Source organism: Streptomyces sp. NPDC030809, assembly GCF_055572195.1.
Genome location: NZ_JBVIDV010000001.1, coordinates 1 through 24,918, shown reverse-complemented (window position 1 = coordinate 24,918; position 24,918 = coordinate 1). Strand labels below are relative to the sequence as shown.

At 74.9% G+C, this 24,918-nt stretch carries 14 protein-coding genes; 9 read left to right on the top strand and 5 right to left on the bottom strand.

What is annotated here, in order from left to right; genetic code table 11:
* The first annotated feature begins 75 nt into the window (after nt 1-75).
* Nucleotides 76-2,994, top strand: a complete 2,919-nt coding sequence (locus ACZ407_RS00070) for a HAMP domain-containing protein (RefSeq protein WP_468124113.1) — start codon at nt 76-78, stop codon at nt 2,992-2,994.
* Between the two features lie 30 nt (nt 2,995-3,024).
* Here the strand turns inward: ACZ407_RS00070 and ACZ407_RS00065 are convergent, their stop codons facing one another.
* Nucleotides 3,025-5,388: a SpoIIE family protein phosphatase gene (locus ACZ407_RS00065; protein WP_468124111.1), complete on the bottom strand. Its 2,364-nt coding sequence runs from the start codon at nt 5,386-5,388 to the stop codon at nt 3,025-3,027.
* Between the two features lie 163 nt (nt 5,389-5,551).
* Between ACZ407_RS00065 and ACZ407_RS00060 the strand changes: the two genes are divergently transcribed.
* Nucleotides 5,552-5,983: an ATP-binding protein gene (locus ACZ407_RS00060; RefSeq protein WP_468124109.1), complete on the top strand. Its 432-nt coding sequence runs from the start codon at nt 5,552-5,554 to the stop codon at nt 5,981-5,983.
* 105 nt (nt 5,984-6,088) lie between these two features.
* Nucleotides 6,089-6,244, top strand: coding sequence for a hydrophobic protein (locus ACZ407_RS00055; RefSeq protein ID WP_468124107.1), 156 nt, complete (start codon nt 6,089-6,091; stop codon nt 6,242-6,244).
* A 104-nt stretch (nt 6,245-6,348) separates the two neighbouring features.
* Here ACZ407_RS00055 and ACZ407_RS00050 read toward each other — a convergent pair whose 3' ends face one another.
* The gene (locus tag ACZ407_RS00050) at nt 6,349-7,257 is read right to left on the bottom strand and encodes an ion transporter (protein WP_468124105.1); all 909 of its coding nucleotides are present in this window, start codon (nt 7,255-7,257) and stop codon (nt 6,349-6,351) included.
* A gap of 595 nt (nt 7,258-7,852) precedes the next feature.
* Between ACZ407_RS00050 and ACZ407_RS00045 the strand changes: the two genes are divergently transcribed.
* A complete protein-coding gene (locus ACZ407_RS00045) occupies nt 7,853-9,322 on the top strand; it encodes an APC family permease (RefSeq protein WP_468124104.1) in 1,470 nt (489 codons plus the stop codon).
* A gap of 142 nt (nt 9,323-9,464) precedes the next feature.
* Entirely contained in the window at nt 9,465-11,555 is a 2,091-nt protein-coding gene (locus ACZ407_RS00040) for a SpoIIE family protein phosphatase (RefSeq protein WP_468124102.1), read from the top strand.
* A gap of 49 nt (nt 11,556-11,604) precedes the next feature.
* On the opposite strand, the gene ACZ407_RS00035 is transcribed toward ACZ407_RS00040, so the two are convergent.
* Together ACZ407_RS00035 and ACZ407_RS00030 are read right to left on the bottom strand one after the other, a co-directional pair.
* Nucleotides 11,605-14,334, bottom strand: coding sequence for a SpoIIE family protein phosphatase (locus ACZ407_RS00035; protein ID WP_468124100.1), 2,730 nt, complete (start codon nt 14,332-14,334; stop codon nt 11,605-11,607).
* On the bottom strand, nt 14,331-16,397 hold the full coding sequence (locus ACZ407_RS00030) for a SpoIIE family protein phosphatase (RefSeq protein ID WP_468124099.1): 2,067 nt from the start codon (nt 16,395-16,397) through the stop codon (nt 14,331-14,333). The genes ACZ407_RS00035 and ACZ407_RS00030 overlap by 4 nt, the downstream gene beginning before the upstream one ends.
* Nucleotides 16,398-16,594: 197 nt before the next feature.
* On the opposite strand from ACZ407_RS00030, the gene ACZ407_RS00025 reads away from it, so the two are divergent.
* The gene (locus ACZ407_RS00025) at nt 16,595-18,256 is read left to right on the top strand and encodes a peptide-N4-asparagine amidase (RefSeq protein WP_468124097.1); all 1,662 of its coding nucleotides are present in this window, start codon (nt 16,595-16,597) and stop codon (nt 18,254-18,256) included.
* A 69-nt stretch (nt 18,257-18,325) separates the two neighbouring features.
* On the opposite strand, the gene ACZ407_RS00020 is transcribed toward ACZ407_RS00025, so the two are convergent.
* Nucleotides 18,326-19,765, bottom strand: coding sequence for a Gfo/Idh/MocA family protein (locus ACZ407_RS00020; protein ID WP_468124095.1), 1,440 nt, complete (start codon nt 19,763-19,765; stop codon nt 18,326-18,328).
* Between the two features lie 136 nt (nt 19,766-19,901).
* Here ACZ407_RS00020 and ACZ407_RS00015 point away from each other — a divergent pair, with 136 nt between their 5' ends.
* From ACZ407_RS00015 to ACZ407_RS00005, 3 genes are all read left to right on the top strand, one after another.
* Nucleotides 19,902-21,668: a serine/threonine-protein kinase gene (locus tag ACZ407_RS00015; RefSeq protein ID WP_468124094.1), complete on the top strand. Its 1,767-nt coding sequence runs from the start codon at nt 19,902-19,904 to the stop codon at nt 21,666-21,668.
* 97 nt (nt 21,669-21,765) lie between these two features.
* Nucleotides 21,766-22,851 (top strand): S-(hydroxymethyl)mycothiol dehydrogenase, encoded by a 1,086-nt coding sequence (locus ACZ407_RS00010; RefSeq protein ID WP_468124092.1) that lies wholly within the window; start codon nt 21,766-21,768, stop codon nt 22,849-22,851.
* Between the two features lie 154 nt (nt 22,852-23,005).
* On the top strand, nt 23,006-24,310 hold the full coding sequence (locus ACZ407_RS00005) for an alpha/beta fold hydrolase (RefSeq protein ID WP_468124091.1): 1,305 nt from the start codon (nt 23,006-23,008) through the stop codon (nt 24,308-24,310).
* Nucleotides 24,311-24,918: the final 608 nt, after the last annotated feature.

The window sequence follows — 24,918 nt, the reverse complement described above, 5'->3', positions numbered from 1 at the left end:
GCCCGGACGGCCACCGCGGGTCAGGCCGGGATGTCCGGGCCGCGGCCGCGTGCCACAGTGGAGGCGGAGGAGGCCATGGACGATGCGGGGCGGCGGCCCGAGCTGAACGACGCGGCGCTGCGGCGCCTGCTGGAGGGACTCACCGCCGTACGGGATGGCGACTTCACGACGCGGCTGCCCGAGGGGGCCGAGGGCCTGCTCGGCGAGATCGCCGCCGTCTACAACGGCATGGTCGAGCAGCTGTCTCTCGTCACCTCCGAGGTCACCCGGGTGGCTCAGGAGGTCGGCGGCCAGGGGCTGCTGGGCGGCCACGCCCGGGTCCACCGGGTCAGCGGCATCTGGCAGGAGCTCGCCACCGGCGTCAACACGATGGCCGACAACCTCACCTCGCAGGTCCGCTCCATCGCCCAGGTCGCCACCGCCGTCGCCAACGGCGACCTCACCCGCAAGATCCGGGTCGAGGCCAGCGGGGAGATCCTCGAACTCAAGGAGACCATCAACACGATGGTCGACCGGCTCTCCTCCTTCGCGGAGGAGGTCACCCGCGTGGCCCGCGAGGTCGGCACCGACGGCAAGCTCGGCGGCCAGGCCACCGTCCAGGGGGTCTCCGGCACCTGGAAGGACCTCACCGACAACGTCAACTCGATGGCCGACAACCTCACCAACCAGGTCCGCAACATCGCCCAGGTCACCACGGCCGTGGCCGGCGGCGACCTCACCCGCAAGATCGACGTCTCCGCCCGCGGGGAGATCCTGGAGCTCAAGACCACCATCAACACGATGGTCGACCAGCTCTCCTCCTTCGCCGCGGAGGTCACCCGCGTGGCCCGCGAGGTGGGCAGCGAGGGCAAGCTCGGCGGCCAGGCCGAAGTGGAAGGTGTCTCCGGCACCTGGAAGCGGCTCACCGAGAACGTCAACGGCCTCGCCGGGAACCTCACCCGCCAGGTCCGCGCCATCGCCGCCGTCACCAGCGCCGTCGCGGAGGGCGACCTCACCCGGTCGATCACCGTGGAGGCCCCCGGCGAGGTGGGCGAGCTCAAGGACAACATCAACGCGATGGTCGAGTCCCTGCGCATGACCACCCGCGCCAACCAGGAACAGGACTGGCTCAAGACCAACCTGGCCCGCGTCTCCGGCCTCATGCAGGGCACCCGCGACCTGACCGACCTGGCCCAGCTCATCACCAACGAGGTGGCACCGCTGGTCGGCGCCCAGTACGGGGCCTTCTACCTGGCCGAGTCGGACGCCCGCGGCCCCTACCTCGTCATGCGGGCCGCGTACGGGTCACCCGACGACCCCACCGAACCGCCGCGCCGCTTCCGCTTCGGCCAGTCCCTGGTCGGACAGACCGCCGGCACCCGCCGCACCCTGTCGGTGGACCGCCTGCCCCCCGGATACGCGACGGTCCTCTCCGGGGCCGGCTCCGCCGAACCCGCCGCCCTCACCGTGCTCCCGGTCGTCGTGGAGGACCAGGTGCTCGGGGCCCTCGAACTGGCCTCGCTCGCCCCCTTCACCCCCATCCACCACGACTTCCTCGACCAGGTCGTCGAGACCATCGGGCTCAGCGTCAGCGCCCTCATCGCCAGCGCCCGCACCGACGAACTGCTCGAACGCTCCCAGAGCCTGACGGCCGAACTCAGCGCCCGCTCCCGCGAACTCCAGGCCCGGCAGGGCGAACTCCAGCGCTCCAACGCCGAACTGGAGGAGAAGGCGGCCCAGCTGGCCGACCGCAACCGCGACATCGAGCGCAAGAACCTGGAGATCGAACAGGCCCGCCGGGAACTCGAAGTGCGGGCCCAGCAGCTCTCCCGCACCTCCCTGTACAAGTCGGAGTTCCTGGCCAACATGAGCCACGAGCTGCGCACCCCGCTCAACAGCCTGCTGATCCTCGCCCAGTTGCTCGCCCAGAACCCCGACGGGAACCTCACCGAGAAGCAGGTGGACTACGCGGAGGTCATCCACTCCGCCGGCTCGGACCTCCTCCAGCTCATCAACGACATCCTCGACCTGTCGAAGGTCGAGGCGGGCAAGATGGACGTGGAGGAGGAGGTCTTCCCGCTGCGGCAGCTGCTGGAGTACTGCGACGCGACCTTCCAGCCCGTGGCCGCCGCCCGCAGCCTCGAATTCCGCGTGGTCACCGGCGAGGGGCTGCCCGAGGAGCTGTTCACCGACCAGGGCCGGCTGCGCCAGGTCCTGCGCAACCTGATCGCCAACGCGCTGAAGTTCACCGAGCACGGCCACGTGGAGCTCACCGTGGAACCGGCCCGCCGGGAGGAGCTCCCGGCCGGGGTCGTCCACGACGGCCCGGTGCTCGCCTTCCGGGTCTCCGACACCGGCATCGGGATCGCCCCCGACCGGCTGGAATCGGTGTTCGCCGCCTTCCAGCAGGGCGAGGGGACCACCAGCCGCCGGTACGGGGGCACCGGCCTGGGGCTGTCCATCAGCCGCGAGGTGTCCCGCCTGCTGGGCGGGGCGATCGGCGCCGATTCGGTCCTCGGCGAGGGCAGCGTCTTCACCCTCTACCTCCCCGTCCGGCAGCAGCCGGAGCCGGACACCGCCGCCGGCCCGCACCCGGCCGCGGCGGCCCCCGAATCCGCCGCGGGCCCGGCCGGGCTGCACCCCGTGTCCGGCCGCACCGTGCTCGTGGTGGACGACGACGCCCGCAACGTGTTCGCACTCACGGAGATCCTCCGGCGGGAGGGGATGCGCGTGCTGCGGGCGGAGGACGGGCAGGCGGGTCTGGACCTGCTCGCCGAGCACGAGGACATCGACCTGGTCCTCATGGACGTGATGATGGCCGGCATGGACGGGTACGCCACCACCGAGGCCATCCGCCGGCTGCCCGCCCACGCCCACGTGCCGATCGTGGCCGTCACCGCCCAGGCCATGCCGGGCGACCGGGACAAGGCGATCGCCGCGGGCGCCGACGACTACGTCACCAAGCCCGTGGACGCCGACGACCTCACCGCCCGCATCCGCAAGTGGCTGCACTGAGCGTTCCGCGGCTGCGGGGCCTGCCGCCCGTCACGTGACCTGCACGAGCACGAGGCTGGTGTCGTCGTCCGTGTCCCCCTGCATCTCGGCCAGCAGCCGGTCCGCCAGTGCGGTGACCCCGCCCTCCGCCCGCCGCTCCACCGCCCGGGCCAGCGCCGCGAGCCCCTCGTCCAGGAGCCCGTGCCGGCGCTCGACCAGTCCGTCGGTGTAGAGGACCAGCAGGTCGCCGGGGCGCAGCGGGGTCTCCGTCTCCGTGTACTCCACCCCGGGCAGCGCGCCCAGCAGGAGGTCGTGCGGGGGTTCGAGCAGCTCCGCCTTCCCCTCGCGCAGCAGCACCATCGGCAGGTGTCCGGCACTGGACCACTGGAGCACCCGCCGGTGCGGGTCGTACAGCGCGCACACCGCGGTGGCCGTGGGGTGCCCGGACGTGTCGAGCGCCACCTCGTTGAGCCAGCCCATCAGCCGGCCCGAGGAGTTGCCGGTGACGGCCAGGCCGCGCAGCGCGTTGCGCATCGCCACCATGGCGGTGGCCGCCTCGACCCCGTGCCCGGCGATGTCGCCCACGGTCAGCAGCACCCGTTCCCCGGCGAGCGGCAGCACGTCGTACCAGTCGCCGCCCACCCGGTACTCCTGGGCGGCCGGCCGGTACCGGGCGGTGACCAGCAGCCCGGCCAGGGGAGCCGACTCGGGGGTCTCCGGCATGATCGCCCGCTGGAGCCGCAGCACCAGCTGGTGGCGCACCACCGCCTCCGCCTCCATGGCCGTCAGCTGGTCGTACGTGGCCCCCAGCGCCACCTCGGTCCGGTGCTGGGCCGACATGTCCTGGTAGACACCGGTCACCGCGACCGTGTCGGTGCCGTGGATCAGCGGCTCGGCGGCGATCCGCACGTGCCGCAGGCTGCCGTCGTCGCGGACCACGCGCACCACCGCCTGCGCCCCCTCCTGGCGGACGGTGAGCGCCTCCAGCAGCCCGGCCAGCCGGGGCACGTCGTGCGGGTGCAGCCGGGAGCCCAGGTCGCGCAGCGGCACGGGCGCGGCCGTCCGGGCCAGCCCGAACACCAGGTACGCCCGCTCGCTCCAGCGCGAGACCCCGGCGACCAGGTCGTCCTCGAACAGGGCCAGGTGGTCCAGCCGGTCCAGCACCTGGGGGAGCAGCAGCCCGGGCTCGGCCGCGGTGTTCCAGAGCAGGACGGTGCGCCCCGGTCCGATCGGCAGCGCCCGTACGTTCAGGAGCGTGTGGCCGCGCTCGTCCGAGATCCGGTCGGACCGGCGCGGCGCGGCGGCCGTCCGGGCCTGCACCAAGAGCCGCTCCAGCGCGGCGGCGTGCGAGGGGAAGGCCTCGGACAGGGGGCGCCCGGCCGGCTCGGGGACGTCGGACAGCTGGCGCACCGCCACCGGGTTGGCGTGCCCGATCCGCCAGGAGGAGTCCGCCTCGTCGAAGACGAGCACGAGCGCCGCGTGGATCAGGTTGTCCAGCAGGGCGCTGAGCACGCCGGGGACGGCGGAGGCGGGGGTGGCGGGGAAGCCGCGGGGGTCCGGTTCCGCGTCCAGCACCCGGGCCGCGGTGTCGCAGATCCCTTCGAGTGCCCGGCGCAGCGTCGTGTCGAACTCCATCGGGCCCCGCGGCCAGACCGCCAGCAGCACCCCGGTCGCCACGCCGTCCCGGCGCAGCGGGAGCACGGCCCGCGCCGCGTCGGTAGCCGGGCCGGGCAGCGGCATCCCGTCCTCGGGCCCGCGCGGCAGCCAGACCGGCGCACCGTCGGCCAGCGCCGTCCGCAGCGGCCCGGGGACGTGGGACGGGAGCCACTGCCAGTGCGTGGCCTGCATCGCGTTCCCGCCGGCCTGGGCGGCCAGCTGGAGGCAGTCGGTGGCGGTGCGCCGCCACAGCCACACCTCCGCCGCGCCCCACTGCCGCAGTCCGCCGTCGAGGAGGGCGTCGGCGGCCCGGCGGGCGTCGGAGGCGACGGCCACGGCGGCCTCGGTGCGCCGGGCCCGGCGGGCCTCGCGCAGGCGCAGCGGGTCCCGGTCGCCCGCCGGCAGTGCGGGCGCGGCGGTGGCGGAGGCCGCGGCGGCGTTCACGATGTCGGCGGCCACGTCCACCGGACTGGTCCGGGTCCGGGAGGCCAGGCGGCGCAGGTGCTCGGCGGCGTCCGCCGGGGGAGCGGACAGCTGGGCCACGAGGACCCCGGTCGCCAGGTCGAGCAGGTGGCGGTCGGCCAGCTCCGCCTGCACGGTGGCGATCTCGTCGGTGAGGGCGCGGACGGCGGCGACGAGCTCGGCGGTGGCTCCGGTGGCCCCGGCTCCGGTGGGCCCGGTTCCGGTGGGCCCGGTTCCGGTGGCGGACGCGACAGCCGGGACGGGTGCCGGACCCGGTCCCGGGACGGGCTCGGTCATGTCGGCTCCGGAGGGCTGAGAACCGTACGCAACAGGGGGGAGGCAGGGTGTTTCGCATCATACCCGCGCATGCCGGACGGGGCGTGGGGTAGCGGCCGGATGAGCGGTCCCGTGGCCGGGAAGGAGGTGCGGGACGCCCGAGAGCTCCCAGGGGGTGAGTGGTGTGGCCGCTGAAGCCCGGGCACTGCACCGGTCCGCGGGGCCGGCCGTGCCGGGCGGCGCGGCCGAGGCCCGGCGGCGGGTGCGCAGCCTGCTCGACGCGGCAGTGGCCGGCGGGGCGCAGCGGATCGGCGAGGCGGCCCTCGCGGACATCCTCCTGGTCACCTCCGAGCTGGTGGCCAACGCCCTGCTGCACGGCGGCGGGCTGACGGGCTTCGCCGTGGAGCTGGAGTGCGGGGCGGTGCGGATCAGCGTGAGCGATGCGAGCAGCGGGGTGCCCCGGCCCGCGGGCCGGGGGAGCAGCGCGGGCCACGGGGGCTTCGGCTGGCCCCTGGTCCGGAAGCTGTCGCAGGAGGTGACGGTGACCCGGACTCCGGACGGCGGCAAGTGCATCCAGGCCCTGCTGTCCCTCGCCGCCCGTCCCGGGCTCTCCTGAGGCGCAGGGGGCCGCGTGCGGTCCCGGGGCCCTCGCGGGGCGGCCGGGGCGCCGGGGGTGTGCCGGGGCGCCCGGCGGGCAGACGCGGTTGCGGAGGTACTACCCATGATTGCCGTGATTCTCGTCCTGCTGGTCATCCTCGCCCTGTTCGGCGCGGGGTTCGCCGTCGACTTCCTGTGGTGGATCGCCTTGGCGCTCCTCGTCATCTGGCTGCTCGGCTTCGCCGCCCGCTCGGGCAACGGCCGCTGGTACCGCTGGTAGGCGAAAGCCGGTGGCCGAAAGTCGGCAGCCGGAAGCGGTCGGCCCCCGCCCGCACGCCACCGGAGGCCCGACCCCCCACCGCGGGGAGCGGGCCTCCGGCGTGCTCATGAGGGCCGCGCATGCTCCAGCGGCCGGGCCGGTGCCCCCGGGGCGGGTACGGGGACACCGCGGAGCCCCGCCTCGACCTCGTCCAGCGCCTCCCGGGCCGCGGCGATCCGGCGCTGCACCTCCGCGAGCGTGTCCCCGGACGCGGCCAGCCTGCGCTGCGCCTCGGCCTCCCGCTCCGTCTCGCGCGCCTCGTCCAACGAGGTCAGGACCACCCCGATGAGCACGTTGACGAGTACGAACGAGGCCAGCAGCACGTACGAGGCGTAGTACAGGAGGGTGAAACGGGAGATCGCCAGCCCGGCGTGCACCGCGTCGCCGAATCCGTCGAGCGTGGTCAGCAGGAAGAGGGTGAGCGCCGCCCGGCCCACCGAGCCGTAGTGCTGCGGGTCGGACTCCGCGAAGCAGAGCCAGCCGATCATCGCGTAGACGTACACCACCAGGGCGCCGACGAAGAGGAAGCTGACCGTGCCCGGCAGGCTGCGGCCCACCGCGACGAGCAGCACCCGCAGCTGCGGCAGGAAGCGCGCACTGCGCAGCACCCGGGCCAGCCGCAGGATCCGCAGCACCGTCGTGTTCTCCCGGACCAGAGGGAGGAACGCCGCGGCCACCACGGCCAGGTCGAAGAGGTTCCACGGGTCCCGGAAAAAAGCTTTCGGCCGGTCGGCGTGCGCCCCGAGCCGCAGCGCCATCTCCGCCGTGAACAGGACCAGGCAGCAGGTCTCGGCCGCGCCCAGGGCGTCCCGGTGCGCGGCCGCCAGCCCCTGGTAGGTCTCCACGCCCTGCAGGGCGGCGTTGAGGAGGATCAGGGCGAAGACGAGGACCGCGAAGGCGGGATCCTCGGTGACGGCCCGGCAGCGCACCGCCAGCTGTCGGCGCAGGCGGCGGGTCGTGGTGGGATCCATCATCGGAGCTCCTTGGTACGTGGCGCCGGCCCGGCGTCCGCCCCCGGGCCGGGCCGGCCGGAGCCCCGGCGGGACCCGGCAGGGGAGGTCCGCGGGGCGTGCGGGCGCGGCCCCGCGGCGAGCCGACTCGGCCGCGGGACAGGGGGGATCGGGGTGCCGGTGGTGGCGATCATGGCAGGGCGGCGGCCCCGTCCCGGCCCTTCCTCACCCGCCCGAGGGACAGCGGCCCGGCAGGGCCATCCCATCGGGGGACCCGGGGCGGCCCGCCGCTCGCACACGTGTCAGGCGGCCGATGGCCCGCAGCACTGACGGCCGGTCCGCACTGCGGTACCCGCACGCAAAGCCGGAGGAAAATCTGCGGCCCCGTGATGCGGTTCCCGCACCTGCCGATCCCGCGGTATTAACGCAATGTTTACGCCGGGATGGCCAGCCGGGGCGTGTCGGAACGACGGAATCCGCAGCTCGTCCGCTATTGACCGGTCGCCCCCCGACCGCTTCCATGGCGGCCCGGGAGCAACCGAACCGCATCACCACCCGCCTCGGAGGCGATACCGCTCCCGCCCTCAAGCACCGCACCAGCCGATCGGAACACGCCCTGATGACCGACACGATCAGCGCGCCCCAGGCGCTCGCCCCCGCCACCGGGCCCGTACCCCAGAAGCTCAAGCGTTCCATCGGCGTCGTGGGCGGCACCCTGCTCACCCTCTCCTGCGTGACGCCCGCCTCCACGCTCTTCGTGGTCGTGCCGGACCTCTTCGCCGGCCTCGGCACCCACACCGCGCTGACCATCGCCATCGGCTCGCTGCTCTGCATCGGCGTGGCCTTCTGCTACTCCGAGCTGGGCACCCTGATCCCCAGCGCGGGCGGCGAGTACGCGATGGTCTCGACCATGGCCGGGCGGCTCGCCGGCTGGCTCGTCTTCGTGCTGTCCCTGCTGGTCGTGATGATCGTCCCGCCGGTGATCGCCATGGGCACGGCCGACTACCTCGCCCCGCTGGTGCACGTACCCGCCCCGCTCGCGGGCGCCGCGGTCATGCTGCTCGCCACCCTGGCGGGCCTCCTCGACCTGCGGGCCAACGCCTGGATCACCGGGGTCTTCCTGGTCCTCGAAGTGGTGGCCGCGGCCGTCGTCGCCGTCCTCGGCTTCGCCCACGGGCAGCGCGGCGCCGGCGCCCTGGTGCACGGCGAGGTGGCCGCCGGGACCCACGGCAGCTCCGGGGTGACCGCGATGATGGTGGTGTCCGGCCTGGCCATCGCCCTCTTCATCACCCAGGGCTTCTCCACCGCCGTCTACCTCTCCGAGGAGCTGGAGAACCCGCGGCGCAACGTCGCCCGCACCGTGCTGGCGACCCTGGCCATCTCCACCGCCGTGATCCTGGTCCCGGTCATCGCCATCACCGTCGGCGCCCCCGACCTGGCGGCCCTCACCAGCGGGGACCTCGGAGGCATGGTGACCGCCTGGTCCAACTCCGCCGTCGGCACCTTCGTCAGCCTCTGCGTGGCCCTCGCGATCGTCAACGCGGGCATCGTCATGGTGATCCAGAACTCCCGCGTGCTGTTCGCCTCCGCCCGCGACAAGGCCTGGCCCGCCCCGGTCAACCGCGCGCTGTCCAAGCTGGGCCGCTACGGCTCCCCCTGGGTCGCCACCCTGGTCGTCGGCGTGCCCGGCGCGGCCCTGTGCTTCGTCAACCTCGACACCCTCTACGGGGTCACCGGGGTCTCCGTCACCGGCATGTACCTGCTCGTCGCCGTGGCCGCCCTGTCCAGCCGGCGCGGCGCCCACCGCGACGCCCCCGCCTGGCGGATGCCGCTGTGGCCGGCCGTCCCGGCCGTGCTGATCGCCGTCATGGCGTACATCCTCTGGATGCAGGACGCCGAGTACCTGCTGTGGACCGGCGGCATCGTGGCCGCGGCCACCCTCTACTGGGCGCTGTACCTGCGCCCCCGCCAGGACACCCGCTGGCTGGTCACCCTCCCCGAGGACGTCGAAGGCGCGGAGGAAGCCGAGGACACCGAGGGCACCGGGGCCGCCGAGGACGTGCACGGCGCCGAACGCGCCGCGGTCTGAGGCCCGCGCCCGGCCCCCGTACGAGCCCCTGCCGGCCCCTGCCCGGCAGGGGCTCCGCCGTGTCGTGACGCAGCGCCCCGCGCCGGTGCCTCAGATAGGGTGATTCGGTAGGAAATGCCCGGTACGGCGTGAGGTCGTTGCCTTGGACACTTACCCGTCGGAGAGCCGGTCCCCGTCGGAGCACGAGGCCCCCGAGCCCGCGGCCGCCGTGGTCGGGTACGCCGGGGTCCTCCGCGAGCTGCTGCCCATCGCCCTGTGGCGGGAGGACGCCGAGGGCCGGATCGTGGAATGGTCCCTCGCCGCGCAGGACCTCCTCGGCCACCGGCCCGAGGAACTCCTCGGACGGCCCGCCTCCGGCTTCCTCGTGCCCGACGCCAACCGGGCCCTCGCCGACCAGCTCACCCGGCGGGTCCAGGACGGCGAGACGGTGGTCGGCACCCTGCCCGTGCGCCACCGCGACGGCCACCAGGTCACCATGGAGATGTGGATCGTCCCCGCGAAGGACCCCCAGGGCCGCCCCGGCGCCCTGCTGATCGCCGTGGAGACCTCCGAGGTCCTCCACATGCGGGACTCGCTCGCCGCCCTCCAGAGCCTCTTCACCCAGTCACCCATCGGCCTGGCCACCCTCGGCCCCGACCTGCGCTTCCTCCGCGTCAACGACGCCCTCGCCCGCATGAACGGCGTACCCGCCGGCGAGCACCTCGGCCGGCGGCTCACCGAGGTCGTGCCCGGAGTCAACGCCGCCGCCCTCGAAGCCACCATGCAGCAGGCCCTCGACCGCGGCACCGCCGTCGTCGACGCCCGCCGCACCGGCCGCACCCCCGCCGACCCCGACCACGACCGCACCTGGTCCTGCTCGTACGCCCCGCTGCTCGACGGCTCCGGCCGCAGGCTGGGCCTGATCGCCTCCATCATCGACATCACCGAGGGCCAGCGCGCCCAGGTCGAGGCCGAACGCGCCCGGGCCCGCTTCGCCCTCCTCGCCGAGGCCGGCACCCGCATCGGCACCACCCTCGACCTGCGGCAGACCGCCGAGGAAGTGGTCCAGGTGCTCGTCCCGCAGCTCGCCGACTCCGCCGACGTGCAGATGCTCGAATCCGTACTCGACCCCGACGAGGCCGGCGCCTCCACCCAGGGCGTCCTGCGCCGCCTCGCCGCCGCCTTCCCCGACCCGGCGGCCCCCACCGCCGCACTCGCCGTCGGCCAGACCCTGCGGATACCGCCCGGCTCCGTCTACGAGCGGATCATCGCCGACGGCCGGCCCGTGAACCTCTACCAGGCCGACGTGCCCGCCCTCATCAGGGACCCGCGCGCCGACGCCCTGCGCAGCTACCTCGTCAACAGCATCGGCTCGGCCCGGCTGATCCCCCTCGTGGCCCGCGGCAAGGTGCTCGGCGCCGTGGCCGTGACCCGGCTGCGCACCCGCGAGCCCTTCGACGAACAGGACTGCGTCCTCCTCGACGAGGTGGTCGCCCGCGCCGCCCTCAACATCGACAACGCCCGCATGTACACCGACCAGCGGTCCGCCGCCCTCACCCTCCAGCGCAGCCTCGCCAACCACGCCCTGCCCGAGCTCCCCGCCCTGGAGCTCACCGGCCGCTACCTGCCCGCCAGCGACCACGACGTGGGCGGCGACTGGTACGACGTCATCGCCCTGCCCGGCGGCCGCACCGGACTGGTCATCGGCGACGTCATGGGCCACGGGATCCACGCCGCGGCCGTCATGGGGCAGCTGCGCACCGCCGTGCGCACCCTCGCCCGCCACGACATCCCGCCCGCAGACATGCTGCGCTCCCTCGACGCCGTCGTCGCCGACCTCGGCGAGGACGAGATGGCCACCTGCGTGTACGCCGTCCACGACCCGGCGGCGGGCGCCGCCGTCATCGCCCGCGCCGGACACCCGCCGCCCGCCGTGGTCGACTCCCGCGGCCGGGTCGGCTTCCTGGACGGGCCGCCCGGCACCCCCCTGGGCAGCGGCGGCGGGGAGTTCCGCACCGAGGAGGTGGCCCTGCCGCCGGGCAGCCTGCTCGCGCTCTACACCGACGGGCTCATCGAGGCCCGCAACCGGGACCTCGACCAGGGCATGCAGCAGCTCGCCCGCGTCCTCGCCCCGGCCGGGCGGCCGCTCGGCGAGGTGTGCGACGGCATCCTGGCCAGCCTGCTCCCCGGCGCGGCGCAGGACGACGTGGCCGTCCTGCTCGCCCGGGCCCGGCTGCACGCCCCGCCCGCGTGACCCGGGCGCACGGGGCGCCCGCCCGGGCCCGCGGCGGGGCGCCGCTCGCTCACCAGGCCAGGTCCTCGAAGGCGTCCAGGTCCGGCTCCGGCTCCTCCTCGTCCGCCCCCGCCTCCGGCGCGCCCTCCGCCGTCAGCGGCAGCTCCGCCCAGATCACCTTCCCGCGCTCGGTGTACCGGGTGCCCCACCGGTCCGCGAACTGGGCCACCAGGAACAGCCCGCGGCCGCCCTCGTCGGTGGTCGCCGCGTACCGCAGGTGCGGGGACGTGCTGCCGGCGTCCGCGACCTCGCAGATCAGCGTGCGGTCCAGCATCAGCCGCACCCGGATCGGCTCGGCCCCGTACCGGATCGCGTTCGTGACCAGCTCGCTCAGCACCAGCTCCGTGTTGAACGCCACCCCGTCCAGTCCCCACCTGCCGAGCTGCGCCGCCCCCGCATTGCGCACCCGCGACACGGCGGCCGGATCCGCCGGCACCTCGAACTCGGCGATCCGGTCCGCCGGCAGCCGCCGGGTCTCCGCCACCAGCAGGGCGATGTCGTCGTCCGGCGCGGGCACCAGCACCGCGGCCAGCACGTCGGCGCAGGTCTGCTCCGGGGTCCGGCCGCCCGGCCGGTCCAGCGCCCGCCGCAGCAGACCCAGCCCCGTGTCGAAGTCCCGGCCGCGGTCCTCCACCAGCCCGTCCGTGAACATCACCAGCCGGCTGCCCGCCGGCAGCTCCAGCTCGGTCGACTCGAACGGGATCCCGCCCACCCCCACGCCCAGCGGCAGCCCCGCGGACAGCTCGGGGAACTCCACCCGCCCGTCCGGGTGCACCACCGCCGGCCCCGGATGCCCGGCGCTCGCCACGGCACACCGCCCCGAGGCCGGGTCGTAGACCGCGTACAGGCAGGTCGCGCCCGTGATGCCGGACCGCTCGCCGTCGGCCCCGCCCTCCGCCGTGTCACCGGAGTCGATCCGGTCGCTCAGCTCGTCCAGGTGCCCCAGCAGCTCCTCCGGGGGCAGGTCCAGAGTCGAGAAGTTGTGCACGGCGGTCCGCAGCCGGCCCATCGTGGCCGCCGCGTGCAGCCCGTGGCCCACCACGTCCCCGACCACCAGCGCCACCCGCGCCCCCGGCAGCGCGATCACGTCGAACCAGTCCCCGCCCACCCCCGGCTTCGCCGGCAGGTACCGGTACGCGACCTCCACCGCGCTCTGGTCCGGCAGCACCCGCGGCAGCAGACTGCGCTGGAGGGTGACCGCCATCGCGTGCTCCCGCGTGAACCGCCGCGCGTTGTCGATGGACACCGCCGCCCGCGCCGCCAGCTCCTCCGCGAACGACAGGTCCTCCTCGGCGAACGGCTCCTCCGTGTCCGCACGCCAGAAGTTCGCCATGCCCAGCACCACCCCGCGCGCCTGCAGCGGCACCGCGATCAGCGAGTGCAGCCCGTACCGCAGGGCGTCCGAGGCCCCCCTCGGATCCTGCACCCGCCAGCCCTCCGCCGAGGTCAGGTCCGCCTCCAGCACTGCGTGCCCGGAGCCCAGCGCCGCCGCCATCGGCGTGTCCGCCCCGAACAGGATCAGGTCCCCGACCGGCTGGAGCGGATGCGCCGCCCGGATCCCCGTCAGCGCCGCCCGCCGCATCTCCGTGTACGGCCCGCCCGCCGGCTCCTCGCCCCGCAGCACCGGCTCCAGCAGCTCCACCGTCACGAAGTCCGCGAACCGCGGCACCGCCACCTCCGACAGCTCCTCCGCGGTGCGCCCCACGTCCAGCGTGGTCCCGATCCGCCCGCCGGCGTCGTAGAGCAGCTCCAGCCGGCTCCGCGCCCCCTCCGCCCGGCCCGTCAGCGCGGCCAGCTCGGTCGTGTCGCGCAGGGTCATGACCGTGCCCGAGGGCCGGCCCCGGTACGGCTTCGTCGGCCGCACGTTGACCGCGAGCAGGCGGTCGCCCGACAGGTGGACCTCGTCCGTCGCCACCCGCCCCGAAGCCAGCAGCTCGGCCGTGCGCGGATCGAGGCCCAGGTCCGTGACGTGCCGCTGCTCGGCGTCGGCCGGCAGGTCCAGCAGCCGCCGCGCCTCGTCGTTGGCGAGCACCAGACGCCGGTCGGCGTCGATGATCAGGACCCCCTCGCGCACCGCGTGCAGCACGGCCTCGTGGTGCTCGTTCATCCGGGCCATCGCGGCCGCGTCGAGCCCGCGGGTCTGCCGCCGCAGCCGCCCGCTGATGAGCGCCGCCCCGGCGGTCGCGAGGACCAGCGCACCGGCGGCCGCCCCGATCAGCAGCGGCAGCCGGCCCTCCACCGCGTCCCCGACGTTCGCCACCTCGATCCCGGTGCCGACCAGGCCGACCACGGCGCCGCTCGCGTCCCGGACCGGGACCACCGCGCGCACCGCATCGCTCGGCTCCCCGGTGAACACCTCGGTGAACGCCTCGCCCGCCGCGGCCCGCGCCAGGTCCCCGCTGGCCCGCTTGCCGATCAGCTCGGGCTGCGAGTCGGTGTAGCGGATCCCGTCGGGGGTCATCACCGCGATGAAGTCCAGCCCGGACGCCTTGCGCGCCGCCTCGGCCCGCGGCTGGAGCACCGCCGTCGGATCCGGCGAACGCAGGGCCTCCGGCAGCCCCGGGGCCTGCGCGAAGGCCTCGGCGGCGGCCAGGGACCGGTTGCGCGCGTCCTGCTCGCTGTCGCTGCGGGCCTGCAGCACCAGCGCGAGCACGGCCGCGGCCACCAGCAGGACCACGACGAGCGCCTGGAGGGCGAACACCTGGCCGGCGACGCTGCGCGCCCGCGCCCAGGCCGTCACGGCAGGCTCCGGGCCACGAGCAGGGCCACGTCATCCGGGTCGCCCGGGTGCCGCAGGGCGTGCAGGAGCAGGTCGCAGGTCTCCTCCAGGGGCCGCCCCGGCGCGCCCAGCAGTCCGAGGAGGACCTCCAGCCGCTCGTCGATGGGGTCGTTGCGGGTCTCCACCAGGCCGTCCGTGTACAGCACCAGCTGGTCGCCGGTGCCGAAGTCGATGTCGATGGCCTCGAACGGGACCCCGCCCACCCCCAGCGGCGCCCCCGTCGGCAGGTCCACCAGCCCGGCCCGGCCGTCGGCGCGCAGCAGTGCGGGCGGCAGGTGCCCGGCGTTGGCCAGCCGGCAGCGGGCCCGGGCGGGGTCGTAGACCACGTACAGGCAGGTGGCGATGTAGTGCTCCAGGCCCTCCGTGATCCGGTCCAGGTGCCGGAGCACCTCCGCCGGCTCCAGGTCCAGGTCGGCGAAGGCGCAGGTCGCCGTCCGCAGCCGGCCCATCGTGGCCGCCGCGTCGATCCCGCTGCCCATCACGTCCCCCACCACCAGCGCCGTCTTGTCCCCGGTCAGCGGGATCACGTCGTACCAGTCCCCGCCCACCTCGGTGGACGCCTGCGCGGGCTGGTACCGGGAGGCCACCTCCAGCCCCGCGGGCTGCGAGGGCCGGCCCGGCAGCAGGCTCCGCTGGAGGGTCACCACGTCGTTGCGCACGCTCTGGTACCAGCGGGCGTTGTCGATCGCCACCCCCGCCCGCGCGGCCAGCTCCGAGGCCAGCACCACGTCGTCCGCGTCGAAGGGCAGCGGATTGTCGATCCGCTTCAGGTCCAGCGCCCCGAGCACCTCCCCGCGGGCGATCAGCGGCACCGCGAGGTACGAGTGCACCCCAGCCCGCTCCAGCTGCGCGGCGGCGCGGGCGCTGCGCGCGATGTACGGCAGGTCGGCGGGCCCGACCTCGGGGACCAGCACCGGGCGCCCGGTGTGCACGCAGCGCGTCACCAGCCGGTCCGCCCCGTACATGGCCATCCCGCCCACCGGGTCGGCTGCGTCGAGGGCCTCGGTGGGGGAGCGGGCCTGCACGGCCAGCGCCCGGAACAGCTCCGGACCGCTGTCCGGGGCGCCCGGCCGGCGGCAGGACAGGACCGAGTCGAGCACGTCCACGGCCGCGATGTCGGCCAGCTCCGGCACGGTCACCTCGGCCAGCTCCCGGGCGGTCGTGTCCACCTCCAGGGTGGTGCCCACCCGGGCGGAGGCCTCGGCGATCAGCGCGAGCCGGCGGCGGCTGCGGTCCGCCTCGGTGGTCGCCCGGTGCCGCTCGGTCACGTCGACCACCGAGGCGGCCACCCCCAGCACCCGCTGGCGCGGCCCTTCCAGCCGGAAGAACGACACCGACCAGGCGTGCTCCACCTCAGGGTCGGACGGGGTGATGCCGGTCGTGTAGTGGTCCAGGACCGGTGTCCCGGTTTCCAGGACCTGCCGCAGCGCCCGCTCCAGGGCCGCGCTCTCCAGCGAGGGCAGGATGTCCCCGGGCCGGCGGCCGATGTGCTCCTCGGCGGACACCCCGTTGATGCGCTCCAGGGCCGGGTTGACCAGCACGTACCGCAGGTCGGAGTCCAGCACCGCCAAACCGATGGGGGACTGGGACACCAGCCGCTCCGACAGTGCGAGATCGGTCTCCACCCGCTGCACCGCGGAGTGGTCGGCGGCGATCCCCAGCGCGTAGACGTCCCCGTACGCGTCCACCAGCCGCATGTTGCGGAACTCCACCACACGGGTCCGGCCGTCCTTGTGGCGGATGGGGAAGGCCCCCGACCAGCTGTCCCCGCTGCCCAGGACCTCCGCGAAGAGCTGCATCACCAGCTCCAGATGCTCCGGATGGGTGAGCAGCGGCCCCGCGAACCGGCCCAGCGCCTCGGCGGCGCTGTACCCGAACAGCTCGTCGGCCTGCGGGCTCCAGAACACGATCCGGCCGTCGGCGTCCAGCACCACCGCGGCGATGCCCAGCACGTCCAGCAGGCCCCACGGGGGCAGTGGCGCACCGGACCCGCCCTCCTCGGCCCGGAAGGATTCGGCTGTCACCCGTCACTCCCTCCGCCCGCCGCCGTGGGGCACGGGCCTGGCGTGCCAGATCCGGGGCCCGCCGCCGGGTCCCCTCCCCTTCCATGCTGCCCCCGTACGGCCCTGTGCCGCAGCCCGTGCGGCGGCAGACGGTTGTCGGCCGGGGGCCGGCCGGCCGCTCTGGTGCCCGTCCGGCGCGGCCGCTTCACTGCGGGGCCATGAGACGACAGAGGATCATGCGCACGGCCGGCGGGCTGCTGCTCGCGGCGGGACTCCTGGCCGGGGCGGGCCCCGCCGCGGCGGCCGGAGCCGGAGCCGCCGGAACCGGAGCGGCCGCAGCCGCCGGCCCCGCACGGGCGGCCGCGGCGAGGGCCGGGGACCCGCCCGCCGAGTTCGGGAGCGACTGGCACGATCCGCTCACCGCCGCACCGGAGGTCGGCAGACCCGGCACCCGCTCCTGCGAGCTCACGCTCGCCGCGGCGCAGTTCCGCGACTTCACCCCCTACCGCGGGGACTACGCCCCGCCCCGGGACTGCGGCACCGACTGGAGCAAGGTGGTCCTCCGGCTCGAAGGCAGCGTCAAGGGACGCCAGTACGACCGCCTCGGGCACCTCTCCGTCGGCGGGGTGGAGATCCTCCGCACCTCCACCCCCCAGCCCTCGCCCGACGGGATCACCTGGTCGGTGGAGAAGGACGTGACCCGCTACCGGGACACCCTCGCCCGCCCGCAGCCGGTCGAAATGCTCATCGGCAACGTGGTGAACGAGACGTACACGGGGGTCATCGACGTCCGCGTCACCCTCACCTTCTACGCCGCCGGAGACCGGACCCGCCCCGCCGCCGTCCCCGACCGGGTGCTGCCCCTCGGCGACGGCCCGCTGACCACCCCGCGCAACTCCGAGCGGGTCCTCGCCGAGGTGTACGCCACCGGCTCCGGCGGCGGCTGCGAGGAGTACTGGTACATGACCGCCCCGGACCCCGCCCCCTACTCCTGCAAGGCCGCCGGCGGCCCGTACCGCGAGGTGCAGATCTCCGTGGACGGCCGGCTCGCCGGGATCGCCGCCCCCTTCCCGACCGTCTGGACCGGCGGCTGGTCGAACCCCTTCCTCTGGTACGTCACCCCCGGCCCGCGCGCCTTCGACGTCGAACCCGTCGTCTACGACCTGACCCCCTTCGCCGGGATCCTCAACGACGGCCGCCCGCACCGCATCGAGGTCTCCGTGGCCGGGGTCCCTGCCGGCCGGCCCGGCTGGAGCACCCCCGCCAACCTCCTCCTCTGGCAGGACCACGGCCGGGCCGTGGTCACCGGCGCCCTGACCCGCCACGAACAGAGCGATCCGGCCAACTCCTCCGCGTACACCCCCGGCACCGAGCACCGGGTGGACACCGCGGCCGGCCACCGGCTCACCCTGACCGGCCACCTCGACACCTCGCACGGCCGGGTCACCACCACCGTGACCCGCACCCTCGCCCACACCTCCGCCCACCGCTGGACCGAGGGCGAGGACCGGGACGCCCTCACCGCCTCCTGGACCGACCGCGAGACCGTCACCACCGGCCGCACCACCACCCGCACCCACCGCACCTACACCATGGACGGGGAGACCACCCTCGGCCCCGACGCCCGGCTGCGCACGGTCCTCGCCCTCGGGGACCGCGTGGACACCGCCGCCGAACAGCCCGGCCGGCCCCGCTCCCGGACCCTGCGCGACCACCGCTACACCGGGGACGCGACCTACACGACCGGCGTCCCGCGCGACCAGCGGCACGCCGTGGGCACCACCACCGAGCGCTACCGGCTGTACGGCACCGACGGCTGCCACGACCGCACCGTGAGCACCGCCCAGGGCACGGTCACCGAGGACCGCCGCCGCTGCTGACCGGCCCGCCGCAACCCGCGGGGTCCGGGGCACCGCGCCCCGGACCCCGCCCGCCGCACCCGCGGCCGGTCAGGCCGGCCTGGGCGAGTCGATCCCGGACCGGGGCCGGCGCCACTCCCCGCGGGTGAAGTCCGGGAACGGCTGCGGGGCTCCCTGCGCCCGGACCGAGGCGTGGCTCAGCGGCACCGGCGCCGACCAGGTCGCCGCGTCGTACACGTCGAAGTCCGGCACCAGCCCGAGCCGCATGCACTGCACCAGCCGGAACAGCATCATGTAGTCCATCCCGCCGTGCCCGCCCGGCGGGTTCGCGTGCTCCTTCCACAGCCAGTGGTCGAACTCCTTGGCGTAGGCGCCGAAATCGCCCCACTTCTCGTTCTTGTGGTCCGGCTCCAGGTAGATCCGCGCCGGATAGTCCTCGAACACCCCCCGGGTCCCGCCGAGACTGTTCACCCGGCTGTACGGGTGCGGGGTCGACACGTCGTGCTCCAGCCGGATCAGCCGCCCCCTCGCCGTCTGCACCAGGCTGACCGTGCGGTCCCCGCCCACGTACGTCTCCCCGCGGCTCGGGTCCCCGGCCGGGGTGTGCGCCTCCCGGTAGTCGGCCAGCCCGCGTGCCGGACTGCCGAAACTGCTGATGGACACGGCCCGGTCGCCCCGGTTCACGTCCAGGTAGTTCGCCACCGGACCGAACCCGTGGGTGGGGTACAGGTCCCCGCGCAGCCGGGTGTGCCACTGCCGGCGCCACGGACCCTCGTAATACGTCGGCGAGAACATCAGCTCCCGCAGGTCGTGGTGGTACGCGCCGGCCGCGTGCAGCAGCTCGCCGAACTTCCCCGCGCGCGCCATCCGCAGCACCCGCAACTCGTTGCGGCCGTAACAGCAGTTCTCCAGTTGCATGCAGTGCCGCCGGGTCCGCTCCGACAGGTCGACCAGCGCCCACAGCTCCTCGATCTCCATCGCGAGCGGGCACTCCACCCCGACGTGCTTGCCGTGCAGCATCGCCGACTTCGCCATCCCGAAGTGGAACTCCCACGGGGTGGCCACGTACACGAGGTCCACGTCCCCCCGCGCGCACAGGTTCTCGTAGTCCTCCTCGCCGTTCGTGTACACCGCGGGCGCCGGCTGCCCGGCCTTGACCACCTTGCGCGCCACCCGCTCCGCCTTGCCGCGCACCGGATCGCACAGGGCCACCACCTGCACCCCCGCCAGGACGAGGAAGAGATCGGCCATCATCGCCCCCCGGTTGCCCAGGCCCACGATCCCCACCCGGACGGTGCTGCGCGGGGTGAACGGCACCCCGGCCATCGTCGTGCGGCGGGCCTCCGGCGCCGCCCCCCGCTCCTGCGCGCCCGGCTCCGCCGCTGCGCCCCCCGCGGCCGCCTCCCCGCCCGCGGCGGCCGCCGCCGGCGCCGGGGAGCCGAGTCCGAGCCCCGCGGTGCCTGCCGCCCCGGCCGTGGTCCGCAGGACCGTCCGCCGGCTCGGCCCGCGCTCCGTGCCCTCGTCGTTCATCGCACCTCCAGTAGCTCCGCTGGTCCTGTGCTCTACAAGGCGTCCGGCAGCCGGAAGGCGGCATCCGGCACGCTCGGCACCGGCTCCGGTCCACCCGGCTGGAGCAGCCGATCCTCGCCTCATACGATGGCCAGCCATGAACACGAGTGAGGCCGGCAGACAGCTGGTCGACGGACGATTCGAACTGATCTCCCCGCTGGGCAGCGGGGGCATGGGCACCGTGTGGCGGGCCCGGGACATCGCCCTCCAGCGCGAAGTCGCGCTCAAGGAGGTCCGCCCGCCGGATCCGGCCCTGGCCGAGGCCCGCCCCGACCTCGCCGCCCAGCTGCGCGCCCGCGCCGTCCGGGAGGCCCGCGCCCTCGCCCGGCTCTCCCACCCCCACGTGGTCACCATCCACCACATCGTCGAACCCGCCGACGGCTCCCACCCGTGGATCGTGATGGAACTGGTCAAGGGCGGGTCCCTCTACGACCGCCTCGCCCAGGGTCCGATGCCGGTCGCCGAGGTCCGGCGCCTCGGCCTGGAAGTGCTCTCCGCCCTCCGCGCCGCGCACGCCGAGGGCGTGCAGCACCGCGACGTGAAGCCCGCCAACGTGCTGCTGCGCGCCGACGGCAGCGCCGTCCTCACCGACTTCGGCATCGCCGCCCTGCGCGAGTCCACCAGCCTCACCGCCACCGGCGACCTCATCGGCTCGCCCGAGTACATCGCCCCCGAACGCGTCCGCGGCGAGGAGGGCAACCCCGCCTCCGACCTGTGGTCCCTCGGCATGATGCTGTACGTGGCCGCCGAGGGGGTGCACCCGCTGCGCCGGGCCACGAGCCTGGCCACCGTGGTCGCCGTGCTCGACGAGCCGATCCCGTACCCGGTGCGCTCCGGCCCGCTGGCCCCGCTGCTCTCCCGGCTCCTGGTCCGCGACCCGGCCGCCCGGCCCGACGGGGCGGAGCTGGAACGGCTGCTGCGCGAGGCGGGATCCGACGGCCCCGGCACGGCCGCCCCCGCCGCCCCGTCCGCCGGGACCCCGGTACCTGCCGCCGTGCCCCCCGGCCACCCCACGCCCGCCCCCGGGCACCCCGGCGGTCCCACCGTCCCGACCAACCCGTACGCGGCGCAGCCCTCCGGACCCGCCACGCCCCCGCCCGGCACCCCGGCCCCGGGGTACTTCGGCCCGCCGGCCACCGCCCCCGTCCCGTACCCGGACATGGAGCGCGTCCGCCGGTCCCGCACCAACGCGTTCATCGGCTTCGCGGTCGCCGCGGCCCTCGTCGGCGGCGGCTTCGGCGTGTACCGGCTGCTCCCCGACGGCGAGGACGGCGCGAAGCGCACGACGGCGGGCGGGACCTCCTCCTCCTCCTCGTCCGCGGGCCCGAGCGGCGGTGCGGCGTCCAAGAACCCGCAGGCGCAGGAGCCGACGGCCTTCCAGGGCGGCGAGGAGGGAGAGCCGCAGGACGCTCCCGGAGACCTGCTCACCACGGACGGGGCCCGCACCGCCGTGGAGGCCCTGCGGAAGAAGACCGGCACCACCGTCTTCGTGGACCTCAAGCTCTACCCCGAATACGCCCTCGCCTCCATCCCGACGAAGCCGGGGGCGGACACCGTCGACGCGTGGGAGTACCGCGACGGTTCCGTCCGCCGCACCGGGCCCGACGGGACGGTCGAAGACCAGTCGGCCCTGATCGACATGGCGAAGGTCAGATGGGACCGCCTTCCCGCACTGGTCGCCCGTGCGCAGAAGGACCTCGGCGTGGGCAAGCCCGTGTCCCGCTACGTGATCGTCGAGCCCTGGGTCTTCGACGGCAGCAACGACCCCTCCATGCGCCCCTATCTCACCGACGAGTACGGCCGCGGCGGCTACGTGTACGCCGACACCGACGGCAAGGTGAAGAAGGTGTACAAGCTGAGCTGAGGGGCGAGCTGACATTGCGTCGGCCCGGGCGGCGCCACCCGCCGCCCGGGCTGCTACGTTCGAACTCCCTGGTCGGACGACTTAAGGCGGTTTGACTGTGACGCATCACGTTCGCGGAGTCATCGCGCGCGCCAAGGGCGCGCCGGTGGAGCTGACCACCATCCTGGTGCCGGATCCGGGCCCGGGGGAGGCGCTCGTCCGCGTCCAGGCCTGCGGGGTCTGCCACACCGACCTGCACTACCGCGAGGGCGGCATCAACGACGAGTTCCCCTTCCTCCTCGGCCACGAGGCGGCGGGCGTGGTGGAGTCCGTCGGTCCGGACGTCACCGACGTGGCCCCCGGCGACTTCGTGATCCTCAACTGGCGTGCCGTGTGCGGAAGCTGCCGGGCCTGCCGGCGAGGCCGCCCCTGGTACTGCTTCGCCACGCACAACGCCACCCAGCCCATGACCCTGGAGGACGGCACCCCGCTCGCCCCCGCCCTCGGCATCGGGGCCTTCGCCGAGAAGACCCTCGTGGCGGCCGGCCAGTGCACCAAGGTGGACCCGGCGGCCGCCCCGGCCGCCGCGGGCCTGCTCGGCTGCGGGGTCATGGCCGGACTCGGCGCGGCCGTCAACACCGGCGGGGTCGGCCGCGGGGACTCGGTGGCCGTCATCGGCTGCGGGGGAGTGGGCAACGCGGCCGTCGCGGGCGCCCGGCTGGCCGGCGCGGCGAAGATCATCGCCGTGGACCTGGACGACCGCAAGCTCGAACTCGCCCGCGGCCTCGGCGCCACCCACACCGTCAACGGCCGTTCCGAGGACGTGGTCAAGGCCGTCCAGGCCCTCACCGGCGGGCACGGCGCGGACGTGGTCATCGACGCCGTCGGCCGGCCCGAGACCTACAAGCAGGCCTTCTACGCGCGCGACCTCGCCGGCACGGTCGTCCTGGTCGGCGTACCCACCCCGGAGATGCAGCTCGAGCTGCCGCTGCTGGACGTCTTCGGCCGCGGCGGGGCCCTGAAGTCCAGCTGGTACGGGGACTGCCTGCCCGAGCGCGACTTCCCGGTCCTCATCGACCTGTACCTCCAGGGCCGGCTGGACCTGGACGCGTTCGTCTCCGAAACCATCCCGCTCGACGGCATCGAGGCCGCCTTCGCCCGCATGGAGCGCGGCGAGGTCCTGCGGTCGGTCGTCGAACTCTGACCGGCCCCGGCGCGGAGCCCCCGGTTCCGCGCCGGACCAGCCGCAGCCCTTCCCCGGGACCGGACCCCCGGCCGGCCCACCTCCCGGCCGGTCCCCGGCGGCCGTGCATAGACTCGTGCCACCGCCGCATCACCGACACCCTCAGGGAACCCCCGTGACCAGCAGCTACCGCCAGCCCGGCGTCGTCCTCACCGACCACCGCTTCAGCGTCCCGCTGGACCACGGGAACCCGGCCGGGGAACAGATCGAGCTCTACGCCCGCGAGGTGGTGGCGAGCGGCAAGGACCCGCAGCGGCTGCCCTGGCTGGTCTACCTCGAAGGCGGCCCCGGCTGCGCCGCCCGCCGCTTCGTCGGCGCACAGGCCTGGCTGGGCCGGGCCGTGGAGGACTACCGCGTCCTGCTGCTCGACCAGCGCGGTACCGGCCGCTCCACCCCGGCCACCCGGCAGACCCTGCCGCTGCGCGGCACCCCCGCCGAACAGGCCGCCTACCTCTCCCACTTCCGCGCCGACTCGATCGTCCGCGACTGCGAGAGCATCCGGAAGACCCTCACCGGCGGTGCGCCCTGGACCGTGCTCGGGCAGAGCTTCGGAGGCTTCTGCACCACCCACTACCTCTCCACGGCCCCCGAGGGCCTCGAAGCCGCCCTCATCACGGGCGGGCTGCCCTCCCTCGACGCCACCGCCGAGGAGGTCTACCGGGCCGCGTACCCGCGCATCGAGCGCAAGAACCTCGCCCACTACCGGCGCTACCCCATGGACGTGGAGCGGGCCCGCCGGATCGCCGCCCACCTGGCCGAGCGCCCCGCGGTCCTCGGCAACGGCCACCGCCTCACCGCCGAGGCCTTCCAGTCCCTCGGGCTGCTCCTCGGCTCCGGGGACGGCAGCCACGAGCTCCACTACCTCCTGGAGAACGCCTTCGTCCGCACCCCCGCCGGGCACGAACTCTCCGACGCCTTCCTGGAGTCCGTACAGGGCCGGCTCTCCTTCGCCGCGAACCCGCTGTACGCCGTCCTGCACGAGGCCATCTACGCCCAGGACCCGGCGCAGCCCACCGGCTGGGCCGCCGAGCGGGTCCGCGCCGCGTTCCCGCGCTTCGACGCGGAGAAGGCCCTCGCCGGCGAGGAGCCGCTGCTCTTCTCCGGGGAGACGATCCACCCCTGGCACTTCGAGACGGACCCCGCCCTCGTGCCGCTCCGCGAGACCGCCCACCACCTCGCCGAGCGCACCGGCTGGCAGCCGCTGTACGACCGGGCCCGGCTCGGCGCCAACGAGGTGCCGGTGGCGGCGGCCGTCTACCACGACGACATGTACGTGGACACCGCCCACTCGCTCGACACCGCCCGGGCGATCCGGGGTCTGCGGACCTGGGTCACCGACGAGTACGAGCACGACGGCGTCCGCGCGAGCGGCCCCCACGTCCTCGACCGCCTCCTCACCCTCGTCCGCGACGAGGCCTGACCCCCGCCCACGAGGCGCGCCTTTCCAGCCCCTTGCGGCACGTCCCGCCCCTCCGGCACACCCGACTCGTCCGGCACACCCGACTCCTCCGACGCATCCCGACCCGTGCGGCGCATCCCAGCCCCTCCGGCGCTTGAGGAGCGGGGTTCGGGGCGGAGCCCCGACAGGACGGCGGTCGGCTGCCCACGAGGCGGGCCAGTTCCAGCGCCTCCGGCGTTTGAGGAGCGGGGTTTGGGGCGGAGCCCCGAGACGACGGCGGTCGGCTGCCCACGAGGCGGGCCAGTTCCAGCCCCTCCGGCGTTTGAGGAGCGGGGTTTGGGGCGGAGCCCCGACAGGACGGCCCGCGCCGGCCCCCCGGCGGGGGCAAAGTCCAGCCTCGCCAGGGGGTACCTCCCAGCCCCCTGGGGCTGGGGGAGTTTGAGGAGCCGGGTTTGGGGCGGAGCCCCGACAGGACGGCCCGCGCCGGCCCACCGGCGGGGGCAAAGTCCAGCCTCGCCAGGGGGTACCTCCCAACCCCCTGGGGCTGGGGGAGTTTGAGGAGCGGGGTTTGGGGCGGAGCCCCGACAGGACGGCCCGCGCCGGCCCACCGGCGGGGGCAAAGTCCAGCC

Excerpts from the sequence above, each read along its gene's own strand:
- ACZ407_RS00065 (WP_468124111.1), bottom strand. The coding sequence starts at position 5,388 with ATGACCGAGCCCGTCCCGGGACCGGGTCCGGCACCCGTCCCGGCTGTC.
- ACZ407_RS00055 (WP_468124107.1), top strand. The coding sequence starts at position 6,089 with ATGATTGCCGTGATTCTCGTCCTGCTGGTCATCCTCGCCCTGTTCGGC.
- ACZ407_RS00020 (WP_468124095.1), bottom strand. The coding sequence starts at position 19,765 with ATGAACGACGAGGGCACGGAGCGCGGGCCGAGCCGGCGGACGGTCCTG.
- ACZ407_RS00050 (WP_468124105.1), bottom strand. The coding sequence starts at position 7,257 with ATGATGGATCCCACCACGACCCGCCGCCTGCGCCGACAGCTGGCGGTG.
- ACZ407_RS00070 (WP_468124113.1), top strand. The coding sequence starts at position 76 with ATGGACGATGCGGGGCGGCGGCCCGAGCTGAACGACGCGGCGCTGCGG.
- ACZ407_RS00045 (WP_468124104.1), top strand. The coding sequence starts at position 7,853 with ATGACCGACACGATCAGCGCGCCCCAGGCGCTCGCCCCCGCCACCGGG.
- ACZ407_RS00015 (WP_468124094.1), top strand. The coding sequence starts at position 19,902 with ATGAACACGAGTGAGGCCGGCAGACAGCTGGTCGACGGACGATTCGAA.
- ACZ407_RS00025 (WP_468124097.1), top strand. The coding sequence starts at position 16,595 with ATGAGACGACAGAGGATCATGCGCACGGCCGGCGGGCTGCTGCTCGCG.